This window comes from Vogesella facilis, from assembly GCF_042648525.1.
GTDB classification, from domain to species: domain Bacteria; phylum Pseudomonadota; class Gammaproteobacteria; order Burkholderiales; family Chromobacteriaceae; genus Vogesella; species Vogesella facilis.
Window position 1 is genome coordinate 221314 of the sequence record NZ_JBHRXN010000009.1, and the last position, 21407, is coordinate 242720.

26 protein-coding genes are annotated in these 21407 nt (G+C 64.9%); 9 read left to right on the top strand and 17 right to left on the bottom strand.

Annotation, left to right across the window (positions count from 1 at the left end):
- Positions 1–12 precede the first annotated feature (12 nt).
- The 3 genes from ACFOLG_RS03870 to tyrS all read right to left on the bottom strand — a co-directional run bounded on the left by ACFOLG_RS03870 (position 13) and on the right by tyrS (position 4931).
- The gene (locus tag ACFOLG_RS03870; RefSeq protein WP_386088592.1) at positions 13–807 is read right to left on the bottom strand and encodes a TenA family transcriptional regulator; all 795 of its coding nucleotides are present in this window, start codon (positions 805–807) and stop codon (positions 13–15) included.
- A complete protein-coding gene (locus tag ACFOLG_RS03875; RefSeq protein ID WP_386088594.1) occupies positions 807–3320 on the bottom strand; it encodes an EAL domain-containing protein in 2514 nt (837 codons plus the stop codon). The genes ACFOLG_RS03870 and ACFOLG_RS03875 overlap by 1 nt, the downstream gene beginning before the upstream one ends.
- Before the next feature lie 336 nt (positions 3321–3656).
- A complete protein-coding gene (tyrS, locus tag ACFOLG_RS03880; RefSeq protein ID WP_386088596.1) occupies positions 3657–4931 on the bottom strand; it encodes a tyrosine--tRNA ligase in 1275 nt (424 codons plus the stop codon).
- Positions 4932–5102: 171 nt separating this feature from the next.
- Between tyrS and ACFOLG_RS03885 the strand changes: the two genes are divergently transcribed.
- Positions 5103–5765 (top strand): cytochrome b/b6 domain-containing protein, encoded by a 663-nt coding sequence (locus tag ACFOLG_RS03885; RefSeq protein WP_386088599.1) that lies wholly within the window; start codon positions 5103–5105, stop codon positions 5763–5765.
- Between the two features lie 66 nt (positions 5766–5831).
- Here ACFOLG_RS03885 and ACFOLG_RS03890 read toward each other — a convergent pair whose 3' ends face one another.
- Positions 5832–6260, bottom strand: a complete 429-nt coding sequence (locus ACFOLG_RS03890) for a c-type cytochrome (RefSeq protein ID WP_386088601.1) — start codon at positions 6258–6260, stop codon at positions 5832–5834.
- Positions 6261–6374: 114 nt separating this feature from the next.
- Positions 6375–6806: a c-type cytochrome gene (locus tag ACFOLG_RS03895; protein ID WP_386088603.1), complete on the bottom strand. Its 432-nt coding sequence runs from the start codon at positions 6804–6806 to the stop codon at positions 6375–6377.
- 153 nt (positions 6807–6959) lie between these two features.
- Here ACFOLG_RS03895 and ACFOLG_RS03900 point away from each other — a divergent pair, with 153 nt between their 5' ends.
- From ACFOLG_RS03900 to ACFOLG_RS03925, 6 genes are read left to right on the top strand one after another with little or no spacing between them, the layout of a single operon-like run.
- Entirely contained in the window at positions 6960–7394 is a 435-nt protein-coding gene (locus tag ACFOLG_RS03900) for a Fur family transcriptional regulator (RefSeq protein ID WP_386088605.1), read from the top strand.
- Positions 7382–8323 (top strand): CobW family GTP-binding protein, encoded by a 942-nt coding sequence (locus tag ACFOLG_RS03905; protein WP_386088608.1) that lies wholly within the window; start codon positions 7382–7384, stop codon positions 8321–8323. Before ACFOLG_RS03900 ends, ACFOLG_RS03905 begins: the two co-directional genes overlap by 13 nt.
- Position 8324: 1 nt before the next feature.
- Positions 8325–8531: a hypothetical protein gene (locus ACFOLG_RS03910; protein WP_386088611.1), complete on the top strand. Its 207-nt coding sequence runs from the start codon at positions 8325–8327 to the stop codon at positions 8529–8531.
- Positions 8528–9274: a metal ABC transporter ATP-binding protein gene (locus tag ACFOLG_RS03915; RefSeq protein WP_386088613.1), complete on the top strand. Its 747-nt coding sequence runs from the start codon at positions 8528–8530 to the stop codon at positions 9272–9274. Before ACFOLG_RS03910 ends, ACFOLG_RS03915 begins: the two co-directional genes overlap by 4 nt.
- The gene (locus ACFOLG_RS03920; protein ID WP_386088615.1) at positions 9271–10143 is read left to right on the top strand and encodes a metal ABC transporter permease; all 873 of its coding nucleotides are present in this window, start codon (positions 9271–9273) and stop codon (positions 10141–10143) included. Before ACFOLG_RS03915 ends, ACFOLG_RS03920 begins: the two co-directional genes overlap by 4 nt.
- A gap of 9 nt (positions 10144–10152) precedes the next feature.
- Positions 10153–11043, top strand: coding sequence for a metal ABC transporter substrate-binding protein (locus ACFOLG_RS03925; protein ID WP_386088617.1), 891 nt, complete (start codon positions 10153–10155; stop codon positions 11041–11043).
- Here ACFOLG_RS03925 and ACFOLG_RS03930 read toward each other — a convergent pair.
- Positions 11027–11698 carry a sulfite exporter TauE/SafE family protein gene (locus ACFOLG_RS03930; protein ID WP_386088619.1) on the bottom strand — a complete coding sequence of 224 codons (672 nt, stop codon included), beginning with the start codon at positions 11696–11698 and terminating at the stop codon, positions 11027–11029. The two genes, ACFOLG_RS03925 and ACFOLG_RS03930, sit on opposite strands and share 17 nt — an antisense overlap.
- A 287-nt stretch (positions 11699–11985) precedes the next feature.
- Between ACFOLG_RS03930 and ACFOLG_RS03935 the strand changes: the two genes are divergently transcribed.
- Positions 11986–12771, top strand: a complete 786-nt coding sequence (locus ACFOLG_RS03935; protein ID WP_386088621.1) for an enoyl-CoA hydratase — start codon at positions 11986–11988, stop codon at positions 12769–12771.
- Positions 12772–12829: 58 nt separating this feature from the next.
- On the opposite strand, the gene ACFOLG_RS03940 is transcribed toward ACFOLG_RS03935, so the two are convergent.
- From ACFOLG_RS03940 to trxB, 6 genes are all read right to left on the bottom strand, one after another.
- On the bottom strand, positions 12830–13744 hold the full coding sequence (locus ACFOLG_RS03940; RefSeq protein ID WP_386088623.1) for a DUF808 domain-containing protein: 915 nt from the start codon (positions 13742–13744) through the stop codon (positions 12830–12832).
- A 54-nt stretch (positions 13745–13798) separates the two neighbouring features.
- A complete protein-coding gene (locus ACFOLG_RS03945) occupies positions 13799–14644 on the bottom strand; it encodes an alpha/beta hydrolase (RefSeq protein ID WP_386088625.1) in 846 nt (281 codons plus the stop codon).
- Positions 14641–16044: a PhoH family protein gene (locus tag ACFOLG_RS03950; protein WP_386088627.1), complete on the bottom strand. Its 1404-nt coding sequence runs from the start codon at positions 16042–16044 to the stop codon at positions 14641–14643. The genes ACFOLG_RS03945 and ACFOLG_RS03950 overlap by 4 nt, the downstream gene beginning before the upstream one ends.
- 44 nt (positions 16045–16088) lie before the next feature.
- Entirely contained in the window at positions 16089–16532 is a 444-nt protein-coding gene (locus ACFOLG_RS03955) for a peroxiredoxin (RefSeq protein ID WP_386088630.1), read from the bottom strand.
- Positions 16533–16546: 14 nt separating this feature from the next.
- Positions 16547–17092, bottom strand: a complete 546-nt coding sequence (locus tag ACFOLG_RS03960) for a Smr/MutS family protein (protein ID WP_386088633.1) — start codon at positions 17090–17092, stop codon at positions 16547–16549.
- 72 nt (positions 17093–17164) lie between these two features.
- Complete coding sequence (gene trxB, locus ACFOLG_RS03965) at positions 17165–18112, bottom strand: thioredoxin-disulfide reductase (protein ID WP_386088635.1); 948 nt, start codon at positions 18110–18112, stop codon at positions 17165–17167.
- A 113-nt stretch (positions 18113–18225) separates the two neighbouring features.
- On the opposite strand from trxB, the gene ACFOLG_RS03970 reads away from it, so the two are divergent.
- Positions 18226–18408 (top strand): hypothetical protein, encoded by a 183-nt coding sequence (locus ACFOLG_RS03970; RefSeq protein WP_386088637.1) that lies wholly within the window; start codon positions 18226–18228, stop codon positions 18406–18408.
- Between the two features lie 7 nt (positions 18409–18415).
- On the opposite strand, the gene ACFOLG_RS03975 is transcribed toward ACFOLG_RS03970, so the two are convergent.
- The 5 genes from ACFOLG_RS03975 to ACFOLG_RS03995 all read right to left on the bottom strand — a co-directional run bounded on the left by ACFOLG_RS03975 (position 18416) and on the right by ACFOLG_RS03995 (position 21360).
- Positions 18416–18937 (bottom strand): hypothetical protein, encoded by a 522-nt coding sequence (locus ACFOLG_RS03975; RefSeq protein ID WP_386088639.1) that lies wholly within the window; start codon positions 18935–18937, stop codon positions 18416–18418.
- Positions 18924–19391: a YbaN family protein gene (locus ACFOLG_RS03980; RefSeq protein WP_386088641.1), complete on the bottom strand. Its 468-nt coding sequence runs from the start codon at positions 19389–19391 to the stop codon at positions 18924–18926. The genes ACFOLG_RS03975 and ACFOLG_RS03980 overlap by 14 nt, the downstream gene beginning before the upstream one ends.
- Before the next feature lie 55 nt (positions 19392–19446).
- Positions 19447–20040 carry a TetR/AcrR family transcriptional regulator gene (locus ACFOLG_RS03985; RefSeq protein ID WP_386088642.1) on the bottom strand — a complete coding sequence of 198 codons (594 nt, stop codon included), beginning with the start codon at positions 20038–20040 and terminating at the stop codon, positions 19447–19449.
- A 4-nt stretch (positions 20041–20044) separates the two neighbouring features.
- Positions 20045–21091: a lipopolysaccharide heptosyltransferase II gene (gene waaF, locus ACFOLG_RS03990; protein WP_386088644.1), complete on the bottom strand. Its 1047-nt coding sequence runs from the start codon at positions 21089–21091 to the stop codon at positions 20045–20047.
- Positions 21092–21153: 62 nt separating this feature from the next.
- Positions 21154–21360 carry a zinc-finger domain-containing protein gene (locus ACFOLG_RS03995; protein WP_386088645.1) on the bottom strand — a complete coding sequence of 69 codons (207 nt, stop codon included), beginning with the start codon at positions 21358–21360 and terminating at the stop codon, positions 21154–21156.
- Between the last annotated feature and the right edge of the window lie 47 nt (positions 21361–21407).

Genomic DNA, 21407 nt, shown 5'->3' on the forward strand with positions numbered 1-21407 from the left:
TCCCCGGCTTTTTTATTTGCTGCCAGTCAGGCAAACGTTGGCCGCATGCCTGGCGTGCCGGTTGTCGCTATCCAGCTGCAGGCAGCGGTCGAGAATGAGCTGCATATAGCTGTAGCTTTTGCTGATGGCGGCCTGCAGCTGGTATTGCAGGCAGCTGGATGGCTGTTCGCCGGCCAGCGTGCAGATGATGTTCAGTGCCTCCCACGGGTGCTCGTCATCGTAATGGGCATGCAGTTTCAGCCATTTCATGCCGCGCTTGCGCCGCGCCTCCGGCAGTGATGCCTCGTAGCGCCCGCTGGCGCAGACCAGCTGCGACCATTCGCCGGTCGCGCCTTCGATCGCGTAGTTGGTGGCGGCCATCGCCAGCAGCAGTTCGTCGTTGGCGCTGCAATGCCAGCACCAGTGGCTGAGCGCGTGCATCTCCGGCGGTACTTGCTGCGCCTGCAGTTCCGCCATGGTAATGCCGTAGCACTCCGCCCACGCCTGCCAGTAGTCGGCGTGGTTCTGCTCCACCCGGATGTTGCGCACCAGATAGCGGCGTGCCAGGTCTTCGCCACGCTGGCGGCCGGCGCGGGTCTTCAGCAGGTTCTGCGCCATGTACAGCGGGAACTGCTCGATCACCGGCCAGGTGCCGAGCAGGAACAGGCGCATGGCCGGCTGGCTCAGTGTGCCGGCAGCCATGCGGCGGAACAGCTCGTGCGCCACGACCTGCTGTTTGGCCGGCTGGCACTGCCTGAGCAATTGCTGCGTCCATTGCGGGTAGCTGGCGGGGTCGCGCAGCGGGCCCTGGCGCTGAAAATCATTCACTAAAGGCTTCCTTTGCTGGTGGCCTGCAGGTCTTGCTGCAGCGGGTCGATTTGTGGTGTGACGGCGGGGGCGGGCAGGCAGTTGCGCTGAAACTGGTGCTGCACTTCGCATTCGCAGGTAAACGGCTGCGGCCGCATGATGGCGTAGCCTTGCGCGTAATCGATGCCCAGCGCCGCCACCGCCTGCATGATCTGCGGCGTTTCCACAAATTCGGCAATGGTGCGCTTGCCCATGACATGGCCGATGTGGTTGATGGCCGAGACCATGGCGTGGTCTATCGGGTCGTCCAGCATGTCCTTCACGAAGCTGCCGTCGATTTTCAGATAGTCCACCGGCAGGTGCTTCAGGTAGCTGAACGAGGACATGCCGGAGCCGAAATCGTCCAGCGAGAAGCGGCAACCGATCTTCTGCAGCTCGGTGATGAAGTGGATGGCATCGCTGAGGTTGGCGATGGCGCTGGTCTCGGTGATTTCAAAGCAGATAGTGTGCGGCACGACGGCGTGCAGGCGGAACTGATCGCGAAGGAAGTCAAGGAAGGCATCGTCGCCGATGGTGGTGCCGGACAGATTGATGGCGCAGGTGGTGATGGCTTCCGGTTTGCCGCAGCGTTGCCGCGCCGCCAGGATGGTAAAGGCATTCTGCACCACCCAGCGATCGATCAGCGGCATCAGACCGTAGCGTTCCGCGGCGGGGATGAAGCTGATCGGCGGCACCAGCCGGCCGAATTCATCATGCAGGCGCAGCAGCAATTCGATATGGGCGCCGGCTTCCAGCGTGTCGCCAAGCGGCGCAATCTGCTGCGCATACAGGCAGAAGCGGTTTTCCTCCAGTGCCAGATGGATGCGCTGCACCCAGGCCATCTCGCCGAATTTCAGCGACAGCTCAGAATCGTCGGCATGGTAGATCTGCACCCGATTGCGGCCTTTTTCCTTGGCCATGTAGCAGGCGACGTCGGCGGCGCGCAGCGCTTCGGCCAGGGTGGTCATGGCGTGGTTGATGTGCACCAGGCCGATGCTGACGCTGACATTGAACGGGTGACCTTGCCACACGAAGTGCAAATCCTGCACGGTCTGGCGCAGCGCTTCGGCAATCTGCTCGGCCGGCAGTGCCGGGCAGTGTTCCAGCAGGATGCCGAATTCGTCGCCGCCCAGCCGGGCGAGGGTGTCGCCATCGCGCAGCTGTTGCTGCAGCAGGGTGCAGATCTGGCGCAGCAGTTCGTCGCCGGCGGCGTGGCCGCAGGTGTCGTTCACCACCTTGAACTGGTCCAGGTCGAGGAACATCAGCGCATGCTCGGCATGTTGGCCGCTGTGCTGCTCCAGCTTGCCCAGTGCCTGCTCCAGCCGGTGTTCGAACTCGCGGCGGTTGGCAAGGCCGGTGAGGGCGTCGTGGGTAGCCTGCCAGGACAGGTTGGCCACGTACTGCCGTTCGCGCGTCATGTCGTGCAGCACCAGCACGGCGCCGCTGATGCGGTTGTTGCTGTGAATGGGGGCCGCCACCAGCGATACCGCGATGGCGCTGCCGTCCAGCCGCACCATCAGCTGGGCGTGCAGATTGCCGTCGCTGCACTCGCCGGCCAGGATCTGGTCGATCAGCCGCCAGTCGTTCTGCGGCGAATGTTCGTCGATGATGCGGAAGATGGAGGTGAGCGGCAGGCCGCGCGCCTGCTCGTCCAGCCAGGTGGTGAGCTGTTCGGCGGCCGGGTTCATGTAGGAGATGAAGCCGGTTTCGTCGGTAGTGATCACGGCGTCGCCGATCGAGGCCAGGGTGACCTGGGCGCGTTCCTTTTCGGCATCCAGTGCAGCCTCGAACGAGCGGCGCTGGCTTAGCAGCTTGCCGGTGCGCAGTGCCGCCAGCAGGATCAGGATGCTGGCGGTGGTAAGGTTGGCCGCCAGCAGCAGTAGCTGGATGAAGCGGGAGCCTTCGCCCAGGGTGTCGGAGAAGGCTTTTTCAATCGGGGTGACCTGCGCGTTGATCTGCTGGATCTGCAGTGCCCAGCGGGCGACGTCCGCGGTGCTGGCCTGCTGCCGGCCGAGGCCGTGGTGCATCTGCTCGGCGATCTGGGTGAGCTGCAGCACCAGGCGGTCGCCGGTGCTCCAGTGGTTGATGGCGGTTTCCAGGTAGCTGAAGTGGCGGAAGTTGCGGAACAGCCAGATCAGCCCCGGGATGTCCTGCGGGTGGTTGCCGCCTTGCAGAAAGCCGGCCTCGGCACGGGCCAGGTCCGGCTCCGCGCGATCCAGCGCCAGTCTGGCCTCGTGATCGCCCAGCGGAATGGCGATGGCGCGCTGGTATTGCTGGTAGTAGTTGATGTCGCGGGTATCGGCGTACAGCTTGAGGTAGTAGATGGCGTCTTTTTGGGCCTTGGACCACAGGCTTTCGCCGCTGACATAGGCGCGCACGCTGGACATCACATTCAGGCTCACGCCGCTGATGGCCGCCTGCAGCAGTGCCACCACGATGAACGGCCAGACAATGCCCAGCAGGTGCGATGAGTTGCGGGTGGGGTGTTGGCGCATGGGTCGAATCACCTTTCACGTGGCAAGGCCCGGCGGTGGCGGCCGGTGCGCTGGTCGGCCCGTGCGCGGTGGCATGGGCAGTGTGGCGATGCTGTTTCGTGGCTGGGCTATGTGCTTTTTATGCATTATTGCCCATGTCATTGTGCGTTATAGCCACATGCACATGAAATGAATAGTGGCTTTTCGGACAATGGCGCTCTGCTGTCGTGGTGCGGCTGGCGCGTGTTACGGCGCGTTGCGCCCGGATTGCAAAATAATTTGCCCGGACGATAAAAAAGGCAAGCGCCAGCGCTTGCCTTTGGGTTGTGTGCGGCCAACGTTGGCCGCAGTGTGGCGTTACTGCCAGCACACCAGGGTGTGGTTCTTCTTGCCGCGCTTGAGCAGGCTGTACTGGCCGAACAGGCGCTCGCCGTCGCCGATCTGGTGTTCCAGGCTGTCGGCCTTGCTGCCGTTGATGCTTACCGCACCGCTCTGGATGAAGGTGCGCGCTTCGGACTTGGACTTGGCCAGGCCGCCGGCCACCAGGGTGTCGATCAGGCCGGCATTGTCGCGCGGCAGCTGGATGCTGGGCATGCCGTCCTGCGCCAGTTGCGCAAGGTCGGATTCGGTGAGGTCAGTCACGCTGCCGGAGAACAGGCTGGCGCTGATGCGCTGTGCCGCCGCCACCGCCGCCTCGCCATGCACCAGCGCGGTCGCCTGCTCGGCCAGGATGCGCTGCGCTTCCGGTTTGCCGCCGCTGTTCTTGTCCTGCTGCTCGATGGCGTCGATGTCGGCGATGGACAGGAAGGTGAAGTAGCGCAGGAACTTGTACACGTCGGCATCGGCGGTGTTCAGCCAGAACTGGTAGAACGCGTACGGCGAAGTCTTCTTGGCATCCAGCCAGATGGCGCCGGATTCGGTCTTGCCGAACTTGGTGCCGTCCGCCTTGGTGACCAGCGGCAGGGTCAGACCGTATACCTGCTGCTGGTGCAGGCGGCGGGTGAGGTCGGTGCCGGCGGTGATGTTGCCCCACTGGTCGGAGCCGCCGATCTGCAGCACGCAGCCGTGGCGCTTGTACAGTTCGGCAAAGTCGTAGCCCTGCAGCAGGCTGTAGCTGAACTCGGTGTAGCTGATGCCCTGGTCTTCGCGGTTGATGCGCTGCTGCACCGACTCTTTCTTGATCATCTGGTTGACCGAGAAATGCTTGCCGATGTCGCGCAGGAACTCCAGCGCGCCCATGCCGCCGAACCAGTCGTAGTTGTTGGCCATGATGGCGGCGTTGGCGCCCTCGAACGACAGGAACGGCGACACCTGGCCGCGGATCTTGTCCACCCAGCCGGCGATCACGTCCGGGGTGTTGAGCTTGCGCTCGGCGGCCTTGAAGCTGGGGTCGCCGATCATGCCGGTGGCGCCGCCCACCAGGGCGATGGGCTGGTGGCCGAACTGCTGGAAGCGCTTCAGTACCAGTACCGGCACCAGGTGGCCAAGATGCAGGCTGTCCGCGGTCGGGTCGAAGCCGCAATACAGGGTCACGCTTTCCTTGGTCAGCAGTTCGTCGAGGGCTGCCGCGTCGGTTTGTTGCGCGATCAGGCCACGGGCTTGCAGATCCTGGATAAGGGCGGACTGGTGCATCTTGAAAATTCTCCTAGGGTTGGTGCGGTGCCAGCCTTGGCGGGCAATGGCGACAAAGCGGCTATTCTAGCCGATTTTGCCGGCCGGCCGCCCCGGCATTTGCGGCGCAACATTCGTTACCGCTTTGCTGTTGGCGGGCATCGCGGCGCGGGTAAAATGCCGGGCGTGGCAATGACATGGAGCTGGGTGATGAATTATCGGGTGAAGGTTTGGGATCTGCCGACGCGGCTGTTCCACTGGCTGCTGGTGGCCCTGTTTGGGTTGATGTGGTGGAGCGCGGAAAGCGGGCTGCTGCTGTGGCATACCCGTGCCGGCGTGGCGCTGCTGGTACTGGTACTGTTCCGCCTGCTGTGGGGTGTGCTGGGTAGCCAGACCGCACGTTTCAGCCAGTTTGTGCGCGGGCCGGCGGCGATATTGCGCTACCTGCGCGGTGAACATGATGGCGTCGGCCACAACCCGCTGGGGGCGCTGATGGTGCTGGCGCTGTTGGCCGCATTGCTGGTGCAGCTGGGGCTGGGCCTGTTCGCCGTGGATCAGGACAGCTACACCTTCGACGGCCCGCTGGCCAAGCTGCTGGACAGCGAGCTGGCGGAGCAGGTCAGCGAGTGGCATGCGGCGTGGTTCAATGTGCTGCTGGGCCTGGTGTGCGTGCACCTGCTGGCCATCATCGGCTATCGCGTGCTGCGGCGGGAAAACCTGGTGAAACCGATGCTGACCGGGCACAAGGAGGTGGCGCAGCCGGTGGCGCAACCAGCATTCGCCTCGCCCTGGCTGGCGCTGCTGCTGCTGGCGGTGGTGGCAGCGGTGGTGCTGGGGGGCTTGGCGCTGGTCTAGCCGGCGCGGCGCCCAACAAAAAGGCATGCCTGCGGGCATGCCTTTTTTCATGCGGCCAAGGTGTGATTACTTCTTCGGGCCGCGGAAACCGTCGTGACAGCTTTTGCAGCTTTGCGCGACCGCACTGTACTTGATGCGCACCGCCGCCAGATCGTCGCTGCGCGCGCCGGCCTGCAGCGCATTGACCGCCAGCAGGAACTTGTCCTGCTCGGCCTTGAACTTGGCCGGCTGGCTCCAGATTTCCGTCTTGGCGCGGCTGACGTCGTCGATGCTGTTCGGCTTGAACAGCGTGAATGGCGCCGGCGCCGCGGCTTTCAGGGCGTCGGCATGCTTGATGAATTGATCCTGGCGGAACGGGCCGTCGCGCAGCATCACGCCGATGGGCTCGAAACTGAGCAGAACCTTCTTGAAGCTTTTCTGGCGATCTTCGCCGGGGCTGGCCAGTGCGCTGCTGCACAGCAGGGCCAGGATCAGGGCGGTGGTGCTTTTTTTCATGATGGCAATGGGGCGGGAAGCAGTTGAGGCGGAAAACGGTTTTTGACCGCGCGAGTGTAATCGCTTTCGCGGTCAAGGCAAGCGGGCCGGTGCTGGCGGGCCCGCAGCGGCGGATCAGTCGGCGCGGAACTGGTCGTGACAGGCTTTGCAGGTCTGCTGCATGGCGCCGAACTGCGCTTTGACATCGTTGAGGCCGCTGGCCTGGGCGGCCACGGCTTTCATCTTGGCGACTTCGGCCTTGTGCTTGTCGGCCGCGGCCTTGAACTCGGCCGGCTTGGACCAGATTTCCGGCTTGGCATCCGTCTTGCCCTTGTCGCTGCCCGGGGTGAAGTACTGCCACGGCTGCTGCGCCAGTTCGTCCATGTGTGCGGCCAACTTGGCAAACTCCGCCTGATCAAACGCGGTGTCGCCCTTGACCATCTTGCCCATGGCGCCCACGGTCTTCTTGTATTGCTTGAACACTTCCTGGCGCGAGGTGATGGGGTCGGCGGCCAGCGCGGTGTTGAATGTGGCAAAACAGCAGGCGATTACAAGCAACTTGTGCATGGCGAACTCCGGGACGATAGCAGATCAATGATGCCCGGCAGCGTAACACAGGCCGCCGTCATGACGAGTCCGGAATTATTAAGCCTTGTTAAGTGTTTTGTTATACCGTAACATTCGTGAATTCTTCCTATTTTAATGACCCGGTTCCGTGAAATGGATACAGCCTGTTTTCTCGAGGCCGCCGATCGGCACTGCCAGCAGCAGGGCGTGAAGCTCACCAGCTTGCGTCGCCAGGTGCTGGAACTGGTGCTGGGTTACGACGGCGTGGTGAAGGCCTACCAGGTGCTGGCCGACCTGCAGCGGCAGCGCGGCATTGCCGCGCCGCCCACCGTGTACCGCGCGCTGGATTTCCTGGTGGCCAGCGGCCTGCTGCACAAGGTGGATGCGCTGAACGGCTACATCGTGTGCCGGCATGTCGGCTGCAGCCACGAGGGACTGATCCTGGTGTGCAGCCAGTGTGGCCGCGTGCAGGAGCTGGATGCCACGCCGATGCTGGCGCTGCTGCGCGAGCAGGCCGGTGGCGAGGGCTTCGCCATTGCGCCGCAAAACCTGCTGTTGACGGGACATTGCCAAGGATGCCAAGCATGAAAAAAACCCGCGTCAATGTACTGACCGGCTTTCTGGGGGTGGGCAAGACCACCGCGCTGCGCCACCTGATCAGCCACCGTCCGCGCGACGAAAAGTGGGCAATCATCGTCAACGAGTTCGGCGAGATCGGCATCGACGGCGCCGTGCTGGACGACGGCGAGCTGCCGGTGGCCGAGATCGCCGGCGGCTGCCTGTGCTGCGTGGCCGGGCCGCAGATGACGGTGACGGTGGCCAACCTGCTGCGCCGCGAGAAACCGGACCGGCTGATCATCGAGGCCAGCGGCCTGGCTCACGCCGCCGGGCTGATCGACGAACTGCGCACCGAGCCCTTGGGCAACGCGCTGGAAGTCGGTGCGGTGCTGACGCTGGTCGACCCGCGCCAGTTTGTGAACAACGACTACTTCCGCCAGCCGCTGTACCGCGACCAGGTGATGGTGGCCGACGTGCTGCTGGCCACCAAGAGCGACCTCGCCGACGCCGACACGTTGGCCGCATACCGCGACAAGGCGGCCGGGCTGTTCCCGCCCAAGTCGCTGGTGGCGGAAATCCACCACGGTGCGGCCAGCCCGGTGTGGCTGGACGCCGCGCTGGCGCCCAAGCCACAGTACCGCCCCTCGGTGCGCAAGGATGACGCGCCGGGCTGGCAGTCGCAGGGCTGGACCTTTCCGGCCGGTACGGCATTCTCCGGCGAAGCGCTGACCGAGTTTTTCGACACACTGCCGCAGCGGGTGGCTGGTCTGGTGCGCGCCAAGGGCGTGTTCCAGGTCATGGACACCTGGCTGTGGCTGAACTGGACCGAGGGCCGCTGGGCGGCCAACCAGGTGGCGTGGCGCCGTGACAACCGCTTCGAGCTGATTGCCGACGGGCTGGATGCCGCCGCCATCGAGGCCGCGCTGCGTGCCTGCATCGAACCCTGGTCGCAGGACTGACATGGCGCAGCATCACCACCATCACGAGCACGAACACGAACACGAACATGCCCACTCCCACCCGCACCCACATGCCGCCGGCGACGACAGCCATCTGCCGCGCTGGCGCCTGCTGGCCATGTCGGCCGGGCAGCGCCTGCTGCTGGCCGCCGGCCTGCTGCTGCTGCTGTGGGCGCTGGTGCTGTGGGCGCTGGGAGGGGAAAGTTGATCTCGCTGCATAACCTTACCGTGTCCTACCAGCGCCATCCGGCCGTTCACCATGTGAGCGGCCGCTTTGCTCCGGGGCAGGCCACCGCCATTTTCGGCCCCAACGGCGCCGGCAAGAGCACACTGCTGAAAACCATCATGGGTGCCATCCGCCCGGACAGCGGCGAGGTGCGCTTCGACGGCTTCGGCCGCAAGGACATCGCCTACCTGCCGCAGCAGTCGGAGATCGACCGTAGCCTGCCGGTGTCGGTGATCGACCTGGTCAGCAGCGGCCACTGGCGCCAGAGCGGCCTGTTCGGCCGGGTTGGCCGCAAGCTGGATGAGGTCAGCTGGAACGCGCTGGTGAGCGTCGGGCTGGAGGACTTCGCGCTGCATCCGGTGGCGGCGTTGTCCAGCGGCCAGTTCCAGCGCGTGCTGTTCGCCCGCATCCTGGTGCAGGACGCGCGGCTGATCCTGCTGGACGAGCCGTTCAACGCGGTGGACGCGCGCACCACCTTCGATCTGCTGGCGCTGGTGCGGCGCTGGCAGGAGGAAGGCCGCACCGTGATTGCCGTGCTGCACGACTACGAACAGGTGCGCGCCTTTTTCCCGCAGACGCTACTGATGGCGCGCGAGGTGGTGGCCTGGGGTGCCACCGATACGGTGCTGACCGACAGTAACCTGAAACGCGCCAGCGAAACCGCCGCCCACTGGCAGGCCAATGCCCCGGTGTGCGCGGTGGATGGCCAAGGAGCCCGCCCATGAGCTTGCACGAGGTGCTGATTGCACCGTTTGCCGATTTCGCCTTCATGCGCCGCGCACTGGTCGGCTGCCTGGCGCTGGTGCTGGGCAGTGCGCCGGTGGGCCTGCTGCTGGTGATGCGCCGCATGAGCCTGATGGGCGATGCCATGAGCCACGCGGTGCTGCCGGGGGCGGCGGTGGGCTACCTGCTGGCCGGGCTGAGCCTGCCGGCGATGAGTGCCGGCGGCTTTGTCGCCGGGGTGCTGGTGGCACTGCTGGCCGGCCTCGCCACCCGCTACACCGAGGTGAGGGAAGACGCCAACTTTGCCGGCTTCTACCTGTTGTCGCTGGCGCTGGGGGTGCTGCTGGTCTCCAAGAGCGGCAGCAATGTCGACCTGATGCACCTGCTGTTTGGTTCGGTGCTGGCGGTGGACGATGCCGCGCTGCTGCTGGTGGCCAGCGTCGCCAGCGTCACCCTGCTGACCCTGGCGGCCATCTACCGGCCGCTGCTGCTGGAAAGCCTGGACCCTGTGTTCATGCGCGCCATCGGCGCCCGTGGCGGCTTGTGGCACCTGCTGTTCCTGCTGCTGGTGGTGCTGAACCTGGTGGCCGGCTTCCAGGCGCTGGGCACGCTGATGTCGGTGGGGCTGATGATGCTGCCGGCCATCGCCGCGCGGCTGTGGGCGTCCTCGGTGGGCGGCATGCTGCTGGTGGCGCTGCTGATCGCCGGCCTGTCGGCGGTGGGCGGTCTGCTGCTGTCCTATCACGCCGAGCTGCCGTCCGGCCCGGCCATCATCCTGCTGGCCGGCATCGCCTACCTGCTGTCCATGCTGCTGGCGCCGCGCGGCGGGCTGCTGCCGCGGCTGTTCCGCTCACGCCATCTCACCAACTAGGAGTTTTCAATGCGCAAGTTCATTGCGGCAGCGCTGTTGCTGTCGCCGTTATTCGCCGTGGCCAAGGTGCCGGTGGTGGCCAGCTTCAGCATCGTGGCCGACATCACCCGTGAAATCGGTGGCGACAAGGTAGAGGTGCAGTCGCTGGTGGGCGCGGATCAGGATGCGCATGTGTTCCAGCCGGCGCCGGCCGATGTAAAGAAGTTGGCCGCAGCCAAGGTGTTCGTGGTCAGTGGCCTGGGTTTTGAAGGCTGGATGCCGCGCATGTCGCGCGCCGCCGGTTTCAAGGGACTGACGGTGACTGCCGGCGGCAAGGTGAAAGCGTTGGCCACAGCGGAAGAAGAAGGCCATCACGAGCATGACGGCCATGAGCATGGCAGCGTCGATCCGCATGCCTGGCACAACCCGCAGAACGTGATGCTGTACGCCGACGCCATCGCCGATGGCCTGGCCAAGGCCGACCCGGCCGGCGCCGGCTATTTCCGCCTGCGCGCCGATGCCTACAAGGCCAAGCTCAAGGCGCTGGATGCCTGGGCGGCGCAGCAGTTCGCTACCGTGCCGGCCGCCAGGCGCAAGGTACTGACCTCGCACGAGGCCTTCGGCTACCTGGCGGCGCGCTACCAGATCCGCTTCATGGCGCCGCAAGGCATCAGCACCGAAGCGGAGGCTTCGGCCAAGGCGGTGGCGCGGCTGATCCTGCAGGTCAAGAAAGAGCAGGTGAAGGCGGTGTTCTTCGAGAATATGGCCGACAAGCGTCTGCTGCAGCAGTTGAGCAATGAAGCCGGGGTGAAAGTGGGCGGCAAGCTGTATGCCGATGCGCTGTCCAGTGACGGCAAGGCCGGCAGCTACTTGCAGCTGTTCCGCAGCAACGTCGACACCCTACTCAGCGCGATGCGTTAAGCAGCAACTGCAGTAAATGCCATGCCCCCATGGCACTGACGGTCAGTCCCGCCAGCAGGCGAACTGGCCGTTGTTGCTTCCACTGCCCGAGCTTGCTGGCAAAGGCGCCCATCAGCAGCAGGTTGGGCAGGGTGCCAAGACCGAAGCTCAGCATCACCAGCGCGCCGCTGGCCGCGCTCTGGCTGGCCAGTGCCGACAGGCTGGCGGTGTACACCAGGCCGCACGGCACCCAGCCCCACACTGCGCCGACCAGCACGCTCTGCCAGCCATGGCGCAAGGGCAGCAGGCGGCGTGTAAGCGGCTGCAGACTGCGCCACAGCGGCTGGCCCAGCTTCTCGATGCGGGTGACGGCGCCGGACAGCCCGGCCAGATACAGGCCGAGCAGGATCAGCAGCACGTTGGCCGCAGCAAACAGCGCCAGCTGCAACGGGCGGAAATCCGCCTGTGCCACGCCCCACTGCGCCAGCCCGCCCAGCAGCGCACCGATGGCGACATAACTGGCCAGGCGGCCCAGGTTGTAGCCCAGCAGCAACAGCGGCTTATTGCCGCGCCCGGTCACCGAAATGGCGGTAACGATGCCGCCGCACATGCCAAGGCAGTGCACGCCGCCCAGCAGACCGGTAAGAAAAAGCGAGAGCAGACTGATTTCCAGCATGACGAAGGCCGGCGAGGGAAAGCGGCATTGTAGCAGTGGTGCTGCAGCGCGGAAATTTGGTGCTTTTTAGGTCAAATGGCTATGCAATTAAATTATTAATGCATTCGGCCTTATTTCTAAGCGATACCTTGAAAAAACAGGGGGATAGTCCATCGTTATAGCTAGATAAACTTATCATTTGGCCACAGAATGGCACGCCTTGAACGGTGTCGATTGGTATGCCGGTCACGTAGCATCAACTGCACCTTGCTTGCGTGGCAGGGAGGCAGGGTTGGGAGCAAGCAGACATGAACAATCAAATCGTGATCGAACATCTCGGGCAGTCGGCGATTGTCACCATCAACAATCCGCCGGCCAACGTCTGGACGCTGGAATCGCTGCAGGCACTGGCCGCGGCGATGGACGCGCTGGACGCCGACCAGCAGGTGAACGCGGTGGTACTGACCGGGGCCGGGGAAAAATTCTTCTCCGCCGGCGCCGATCTGCAGCTGTTTGCCAACGGCACCAATCCGCTGGCCGGGCGGGTGGCTGATGCCTTTGCGCTGGCGTTCAACAGCATCCGCCAGTTTCACGGCGTGACAGTGGCGGCCATCAATGGCTATGCGCTGGGCGGCGGCCTGGAGTGTGCGCTGGCCTGTGACTACATCGTGGCGGAGCGCGGCGCGCAGCTGGGCCTGCCGGAGGCGTCGGTGGGGCTGATTCCCTGTGCCGGCGGCACCAAGGCGCTGGCGGACCGGGTGGGCGTGCCGTGGGCCAAACGCATCATTCTGGGCGGCGAGAGCGTCGATGCCGAGCTGGCGTTGCGCATCGGCCTGGTGGAAGAGGTGGTGGATGCCGGGCTGGCCAAGATCATGGCGGTGAGCCTGGCCGGCAAAGTGTCGCGGCAGGGGCGCTCGGCGGTGTTGGCCGCACGGCGCCTGATCGAAGGCAGCCAGCAATGCACGCTGGAGCGGCAGCTGCTACAGGAAAAAGCCGCGTTTCTGGAGCTGATGGGCAGCGACGAGCAGCGCGAAGGGGTGAGCGCATTTCTGGAAAAGCGCAAACCGTCCTGGCTGACGGACGACGACGATTAGCGCCGTCAGCAGCATGAAAAAACCCGGGCTGGCCCGGGTTTTTTCATTTGCCCTGCGTTCAGGCTTTCAGGCCGACGCGCAGCCGCGAGAACAGCGTTAGCAGCAGTACCAGCAGCAGGCCGACCGCCAGGCCGAACAGGCCGTTGAGCAGGCCGGGTACCATGTCGGCCAGGACGCCGCCAAGGTTGGCCGCAGCGGCCTCGATGGCGTGGTGCACGGTAGGCAGGCCGTGCGCCAGAATGCCGCCTCCCACCAGGAACACCGCCACCGTGCCGGCGACCGACAGCAGCCGCATCAGCGGTGGCGCGGCATTCAGCAGCATGCGGCCAACGGCCTGGCTGGCCGCCTGCGGTTTCTGCGCCAGGTACAGCCCCGCATCGTCCAGTTTGACGATGGCCGCCACCAGCCCGTATACCCCCACGGTCATCACCAGGGCAATGCCGGTCAATACCGCCAGCTGGGTGCCGAATGGCTGCGTCGCCACCGTGCCCAGGGCGATGGCGATGATCTCGGCCGACAGGATGAAGTCGGTGGTGACGGCGCTTTTGATGCGCTCGCGCTCGAACGCCACCATGTCCATGTCCGGATTCTGCAGCGCGTCCAGGCGCTCGCTGTGTTCCTGCTCCTCTTCCGCCGCATGCAGATATTTGTGCGCCAGTTTCTCCGCGCCCTCGAAGCACAGAAAGGCGCCGCCCAGCATCAGCAGCGGGGTGATCAGCCACGGCAGCAGCGCGCCGATGGCCAGCGCCAGCGGCACCAGGATCGCCTTGTTGCGCAGCGAGCCCAGCGCCACCGCCCATACTACCGGCAGCTCGCGCTCGGCGCGGATGCCGGACACCTGCTGCGCATTCAGCGCCAGATCGTCACCCAGCACGCCGGCGGTTTTCTTGGCCGCTACCTTGGTCATGGCGGCCACGTCGTCGAGCAGGGTGGCGATATCGTCAATCAGCATGAAAAGGCTACTACCAGCCATCGGTACTCCTGTCAGAAAGGTTGTGGTGTTGCGGCATGCAAAACGGCTGCCACGCTAGCAAACCTTGCTGCCGGCGGCAAGTTGCCCGCCGCTCACGCCGCGGTCCGCAAACTGCCGTGCCAGCCACTCGGCCACGGTCTGCGCCACGCTCGGCCAGCGGCGGTCCAGCATCAGCATGTGGCCGAGGTCGGGCAACACGGTGGTATCGATGCCGAGCAGGTGGCCGCCGGAGCTGGCCTCCAGCGGGCTGACCAGCAGGTCGTTGCGGCCAACCAGTGACAGCGCCGGGCAGGGCAGGCGGCGGGTAAACAGCGCGGTAGTCAAGCTCATGTCCAGCACCGCGCGCTGGCTTTCGACCTGGCAGTGGCTGGCCAGCCACTGTGCGGTGGCCGGCTCGACATCCGGCGACAACAGCATGCGGCGCACCTCCTCCGCCGTGGGCTGGTACTTGCCCTGCTGGAACAGGTTGAGGCCGAGCAGGATATCCGGTGCGGTGAGGCTCAGGCGCCAGGTGGCCAGCGCCAGCCCGCCCGGCGGTACGCTGGCCAGCAGCACGACGGCCGGTGCACTGTGCTGGCGCACATACTGCTGAATGACAAAACCGCCCATCGAGTGCCCCAGCAGTACCGGTGGCTGCGGGAGTTGGCCGCAAGCCCAGGCCATGTCCGCCACGTAGTCGGCAATGCCGAAGCTGTGCAACTGATCACGCCCCGGGCTGCCGCCGTGGCCGCGCAGGCTCAGCGCCCAGCAGTCGTAACCTTGCTGGCTGAACCAGGGCAGGAAGTGCCGCTGCCAGCAGTTGGCCGCACTGTAGGCACCATGCACAAACAACAGCGGCGGGGCCACGCTGGCCCCGCCGCTGGCTGCCACGTGCAGCAGTTCCAGTGGCGCTGCGCTCACAGTACTTCGGCGGCGTGGTCGGCCAGCCGCGAGCGTTCACCGCGCTGCAGGGTGATGTGCCCGGAGTGATCCCAGCCCTTGAAGCGATCCACCACGTAGGTCAGACCGGAGCTACCCTCGGTCAGGTACGGGGTGTCGATCTGGCTGATGTTGCCAAGGCACACCACCTTGGTGCCGGGGCCGGCACGGGTGATCAGCGTCTTCATCTGCTTGGGCGTCAGGTTCTGCGCCTCGTCGATGATCAGGTACTTGTTGAGGAAGGTGCGTCCGCGCATGAAGTTCAGCGACTTGACCTTGATGCGGCTGCGGATCAGGTCGCGGGTGGCGGCGCGTCCCCAGTCGCCGCTGTCATCCTCGGTCTTGTTGAGCACGTCGAGGTTGTCTTCCAGCGCGCCCATCCACGGCAGCATCTTTTCCTCCTCGGTGCCGGGCAGGAAGCCGATGTCCTCGCCCACCGGTACGGTAACGCGGGTCATGATGATCTCGCTGTACAGCTTCTGCTCCAGCGTCATCGCCAGGCCTGCGGCCAACGTCAGCAGCGTCTTGCCGGTGCCGGCCTGGCCCAGCAGGGTGATGAAATCCACCTCCGGGTTCATCAGCAGGTTGAGCGCGAAGTTCTGCTCACGGTTGCGCGCGGTGATGCCCCACACATTGTTCTTCTGGTGGCTGTAGTCGCGCAGGGTTTCCAGTACCGCGCTCTTGCCGTCCAGCTTGATCACCCGGCACTGCAGCGGCTGCTCGCCCTGCTGCCACAGCAGCTGGTTGAGGATCAGCCCGGGCACATCCTGCCCCTTGAGCTGGTAGTAGGTGCGGCCATGCTCCTGCCAGGACTGCAGATCCTTGCCGTTGCGGTCCCAGAAAGTCTGGTCGATCTCGCGCATGCCGGTGTACAGCAGGTCGGTGTCTTCCAGCACCTTGTCGTTGAAGTAGTCCTCCGCCTCCAGCGCCAGCGCCCGCGCCTTGATGCGCATATTGATGTCTTTGGACACCAGGATCACGTTGCGCGACGGCTCCAGCTGCTTGAGCGCCATCACGATGCCCAGGATCTGGTTGTCAGCCTTGCCTACCGGCATCGAGGACGGCAGCGTGGCGTGGATGGCCTGGGTCTGCAGCAGCAGGCGGCCGGTGGCGGCTTCGCGGCTGGCGCTCTTCAGCTCGATGCCGTCGACGATATCGTTGCCGGCCTGGCTGACAATCTCGTCAAGAAAGCGGCTGGCCTGGCGGGCATTGCGTGCCACTTCGGACATGCCCTTCTTGTGGGTGTCCAGCTCTTCCAGGGTGATGATGGGGATGAAGACGTCGTGTTCCTCGAAACGGAACAGGCAGGTGGGGTCGTGCAACAGTACGTTGGTATCGAGAACGAACAGTTTGACGTTCTTGCTTTTCTTGCGGCTTGCCATGATAGGGCCCCCTTGGCTGGCGGGCCCACCGGATGTGGCCCCGCTTATAGCGATGTCACGAACGCAAGCACTTCTTCTGCATGGCCCGGTACTTTCAGGCCGCGCCATTCGCGAAGGATCTTGCCGCTGCCATCGATGACGAAGGTGCTGCGCTCGATCCCTCTCACCTGTTTGCCGTACATGTTTTTCAGCTTCATGACAGCAAACAGATTACATACAGTTTCCTCCGGATCGCTGAGCAATTCAAATGGCAATTCGAACTTGGTCTTGAAGTTCTCGTGCGACTTGAGGCTGTCGCGCGAAACGCCGACGATGCGGGCGCCGGCGGCGGCGAAGGCGGCATGCTGGTCACGGAAGGCCTGGGCCTCGGTGGTGCAGCCGGGGGTGTTGTCCTTGGGGTAGAAGTACAGCACGGTCAGCTGGCCGTCGGGCAGGCTGATGCTCTGGCCGCCGGTGGCGGGGGCGGTAAAGGTCGGGCAGGTATCCATGGTTTGTTTCCTTGTCACGATGAACGTTTGAGCAGGGCCAGCACGGCGCCGCTGCCGCCCTGGTGGCTGGCGGTCTCGCAGAACGCCAGCACGTCGGGGTGGTGGCTCAGCCAGGCGCGCACCATCTTGGGTAGCACCGGCTCGCCGCGCGAGCTCAGCCCCTTGCCGTGGATGATGCGCACGCACTGACCGAGCTGGCGGGCGCGGTGCAGGAACAGCGCCAGCCGCTCGTGCGCCTCGAAGCGGTCGAGGCCGTGCAGGTCCAGCTCGGCACACACCGGCCAGTGGCCGCCGCGCAGTTTGCGCAGCGTGCCGCTGGGCATGCCGGGGCGGCGGTGCTGCTGCTCGAGATCGGCCGGCTCGAACCAGCCGAGCATCTGTGCAAACAGCTGGTTGTGCTCGGTCTCACCCTGGCTGATGGCCGGCTGGCGTAGCGGGCGCGGTTTGGGGCGCGGCAGCGGGTGCTGCACGCGGCCGTCCGGCTTCAGCGGTCGCACGTGACGCATCAGCGCCGGGAAGTCCGGCTCCGGCTCGGGGTTGGCCGCAACGGCAACAGGCAAGACCCTCGCGGGCCTTGCCTGTGCTTTGACTGGCTTGAGCTGCTCCTTGAGCGACTTCAAGACAATGCCGGCTTAGTGGTCCAGGAAGCGCTCGGCATCCAGGGCGGCCTGGCAACCGGAGGCGGCGCTGGTGATCGCCTGGCGGTAGATGTGATCCTGCACGTCGCCGGCGGCGAATACGCCCGGCACGCTGGTGGCGGTGGCATTGCCTTCGCGGCCGCCGCGGGTCACGATGTAGCCGGTTGCATCCAGTTCCAGCTGGCCCTTGAAGATGTCGGTGTTCGGCTGGTGACCGATGGCGATGAATACGCCCATTACCGCCAAGTCTTCGCTGCTGCCGTCGTTGAATTTCAGACGCGCGCCGGTCACGCCGCTGTCGTCGCCCAGCACTTCGTCCAGGTTGGCATTCAGCTTCAGGGTGATCTTGCCGTCAGCCACGCGGGCCATCAGCTTGTCGACCATGATCTTCTCGGCACGGAAATGCTCGCGGCGGTGGATCAGGGTAACGTGCTTGGCGATGTTGGCCAGGTACAGCGCCTCTTCCACGGCGGTGTCGCCGCCGCCCACTACCGCTACGTCCTGGTTGCGGTAGAAGAAGCCGTCGCAGGTGGCGCAGGCGGATACGCCCTTGCCGGAGAACGCCTGTTCGGACGGCAGGCCCAGGTACTTGGCGGAGGCACCGGTGGAGATGATCAGCGCATCGCAGGTGTACTCGCCGGAGTCGCCGATCAGGCGGAACGGTTTTTCGTCCAGCTTGGCGGTGTGGATGTGGTCGAAAATCATCTCGGTGCCGAAGCGCTCGGCGTGCTGCTGGAAGCGCACCATCAGCTCCGGGCCCTGCACGCCGGCCACATCGGCCGGCCAGTTGTCCACGTCGGTGGTGGTCATCAGCTGGCCGCCCTGGGCCATGCCGGTGATCAGCACCGGCTTGAGGTTGGCGCGTGCGGCGTAGACGGCGGCGGTGTAGCCGGCCGGGCCGGAACCCAGGATCAACAGCGGGCAGTGACGAGTTTGACTCATGTTCGTTTTCCTGTGCGTCGGTGAATGGACGCTATTTTAGCAATAATGTGGGGGGGCAAGCTGATTAAGCGTTGCTAATGACGGGATAGTCTTGCACTAATGGGGGCGTAGCGATGGAAATCAATGGCAGTGCTGCCGCAGCGGTGAAGCTGGCGGTAAGCAGCTATGCGCAAAAGCAGGCGCAGCAAACAGATCAGGCCGCGGTGCTGGCTTTGCTGCAGGGCGTGCCAGCGCCTGCGGCCAACTTGCAGGAAAACCCGCCGAACCTGGGGCGCACCATAGACGCCTGGGCGTAAGCGGCACTCAGACGCTGGTGCGCACCGTGCCGGGGCCGGCGTCCTGCAGCAGCGACTGGCTGCTTTGATACTGTGCCACGGCGGCTTGCTGGCTGTAGGCGTTGAGTTCTGCGCGGCTAGTATCTTGCTGCGGAGTAGGTTGAGTGGTGTTTTGTCGATTGCCGGCCTGGCTGTCGCGGCGGCTTTCGTCGCTTGGCTGGTCGGCGTTTTGCTGGCTGGCGGCAGGGCGGCTGTCCGTGCTGGCCTGGGCGGCGCGGGCATTCAGCAGCTGTGCCTGCAGGCTGTCTTCCAGTTGCCGGGTGCTCTGGCTGCTGGTGCCATTGCGAACGGCGGCGGCAGAGTCGCTGTCACGGACGGCCTGTGCAGTTTGTACCGTTTCGCCCTGACGCATATTGGCCTGCCGTGCCGCTTCCGTCGCGGCCTGATCGCTTTGCAGGCGCTGGCGCTCCTGTTGCTGCCGTTCCAGCTGGAGGCTGCGGCCAACATCGCTCACGCTGCTAGCGTTGTAGTTACTGTTAACTGTGGCCATCTTGATACTCCTCGCTCGGGGTGCCCAGCTTGCGCAGTGCGCACTGCGACGTGGCGATTGCCGGCGGTAACTGGCCGGCTGGCAGGGTGGGCAGGTGCAAGATCCAGGCACTCAGGCTCAACCACAGCAGGGCCAGCATGGCCTGCAGGTAGGGCTGCTGGGCGCAGAGCGCGATGCTGATGCCAAAGGAAAGCAGCATGCTGCCCAGTGCAACTCGCTTGGCGCTGCGGCGCATGCCGCGATGCTGGCGCCAGTCCAGGATGACGCGGCCGAACACCGGGTGCTGCAACAGGCGCTGTTCCAGCTGCGGATGGCTGCGGGTGAAGCAGGCAGCGGCCAGCAGGATGAAAACGGTGGTGGGTAGCAGCGGTGTTACGGCACCGAGCAACCCCAGACCCAGGCTAAGGTAGCCCAGCGCTGCCCAGACGTGCTTGCGAAGCCGGCGTGCTGCCATGGATGAACCCTCCAAAACCCTCTTCATTCAAGAGTACGCACCGGTCATTGGCAAGTCAGTTTTCCTGTATGACCAGTGCCAGCATGCGTTCGGCCAGCTGCGCCACGCTGAGTTCACCATCATTGCGGTACCACTGCACCGTCCAGTGCAGACTGCCCAGCAGGGTGCGGCGTAGCAGCCGGGTGTCCTGTTTGACCAGGCCGTCGCTGGCAGCCTGATCGAGCACTTGCTGCCACAGTGCTTCGTAGCGGTCACGCAGCACGATCAGCCCGGGCTTGGCGGCAGCGGACACACTGCGCCATTCGTACAGCATCACTTCCAGCGCGGCCTGGTTGTCGCCCAGCAGAGAATGCAGGTGCACGTGGAACAATGCGGCCAACTTGCTGCGGCTGTCCTTGGCGCCGGCCAGCGCGCTGGCCAGTTGCTCGGTGGTGGCGGTAATGCCCAGTGCCATCACCGCGACCAGAATCTCTTCCTTGGTGCGGAAGTGATAGAACAGGCTGCCCGACTGCAGGCCGACCGCGTTGCCCAGATCGCGCACGGTGGTGCGTTCGTAGCCCTGGTCGCGGAACAGGCGGGCCGCGGCGCGCACCAGTTCCATGCGACGGCTGTTTTCTTCCGGGGTGGCGGGCAGTTCGTTGCGCTTCATGAGTTTATTCTTGCGATAAGGTTGCTGGTGGGGTGGTCTGCTGCAGCAGACCTTCCGCCGCTTGCCACACCTGTGCCGGATGCAGGTTTTCCAGGCAGAGCGTGTGCTTGTACGGGCAGTTGCGCTCGAAGCACGGGCTGCAATCCATGTTCAGCGACACGATCACCGACTTGTTGCTCAGCGGCGGGGTGAAGTCCGGGCTGGACGAGCCGTAAATGCCGACCAGCGGCACATCCAGTGCCGCGGCGACATGCATCAGCCCGGAATCGTTGCACACCGCCAGCTTGGCCAGGCCGATCAGGTCGATGGCTTCTTCCAGGCCGGTCTTGCCGCACAGGTTGGCCGCAGCGCCTTGCGACAGGCTGGCGATTTCCTCGCCGATCTCCTTGTCCTTGCCGGAGCCGAACAGGCAGACCTGGTAGCCGGCGGCCTGATAGCGCCGCGCCAGCTCGGCGAAATGCCGTGCCGGCCAACGTTTGGCCGGGCCGTACTCGGCGCCCGGGCACATGGCGATCAGCGGCTGCTGCAGGTCGATGCCGAGTTTGCGTGCGGTTTCCTGCTGCTGTTCTAGCCGCGAGGACAGGCTGGGGTGGGGGATCGGCCGCGGCACCGGCTGACCCGGCGCTTCTGCCAGTGCGCAGAAGCGCTCCACCATGGTGGGCAGCTCCTGCTCGTCCAGGTCGCGGGTGTCGTTGAGCAGGCCGTAGCGCAGTTCGCCGGTAAAGCCGGTGCGCAACGGGATGCCGCTCAGGAACGGAATCAGCGCCGCCTTCAGCGAATTGGGCAGCACCACCACCTGGTCGAAGCGCTCGGTGCGCAGCTGGCGGGCGACTTTCCAGCGTTCCTTCAGCCGCAGTTGACCGTGACCGAAAGGGTTGAGGTGGGCTTTGGCCACTTCCGGCATGCGCGAGAGCAGCGGCAGTGTCCAGGCCGGGGCAAATACGTGCAGCTCCAGACCGGGGTGGCGTTCGTGCAGGCGCCGGTACAGCGGCTGGGCCATGACACTGTCGCCAACCCAGGAAGGGCCGATCACCAGGATTTTCTTGATCATGTACAGAAGCAAAAAAGGTGCAGCAAGGCTACACCTTCAAGTCGGGCGATTGAATGGATGGCTTAGTGATGGCCATGCGGCAACGGGCCGGTAAACTTGTACTGGGTGCCGCAGTACGGGCACAGCGCTTCGCCGCCATTCTTGATGATGGGCAGGTACACGCGCGGGTGCGAGTTCCATTTCACCTGGTCCGGGGTCGGGCAGTGCAGCGGCAGATCCTTGGCGCTGACTTCGATGACGCGGGCGGTGTTTTCTTTCAGTTCAGCCATGCTTAGCTTGCTTTCGGTTTGGTCGAAAATCGGCGGCCGGGGCCGCC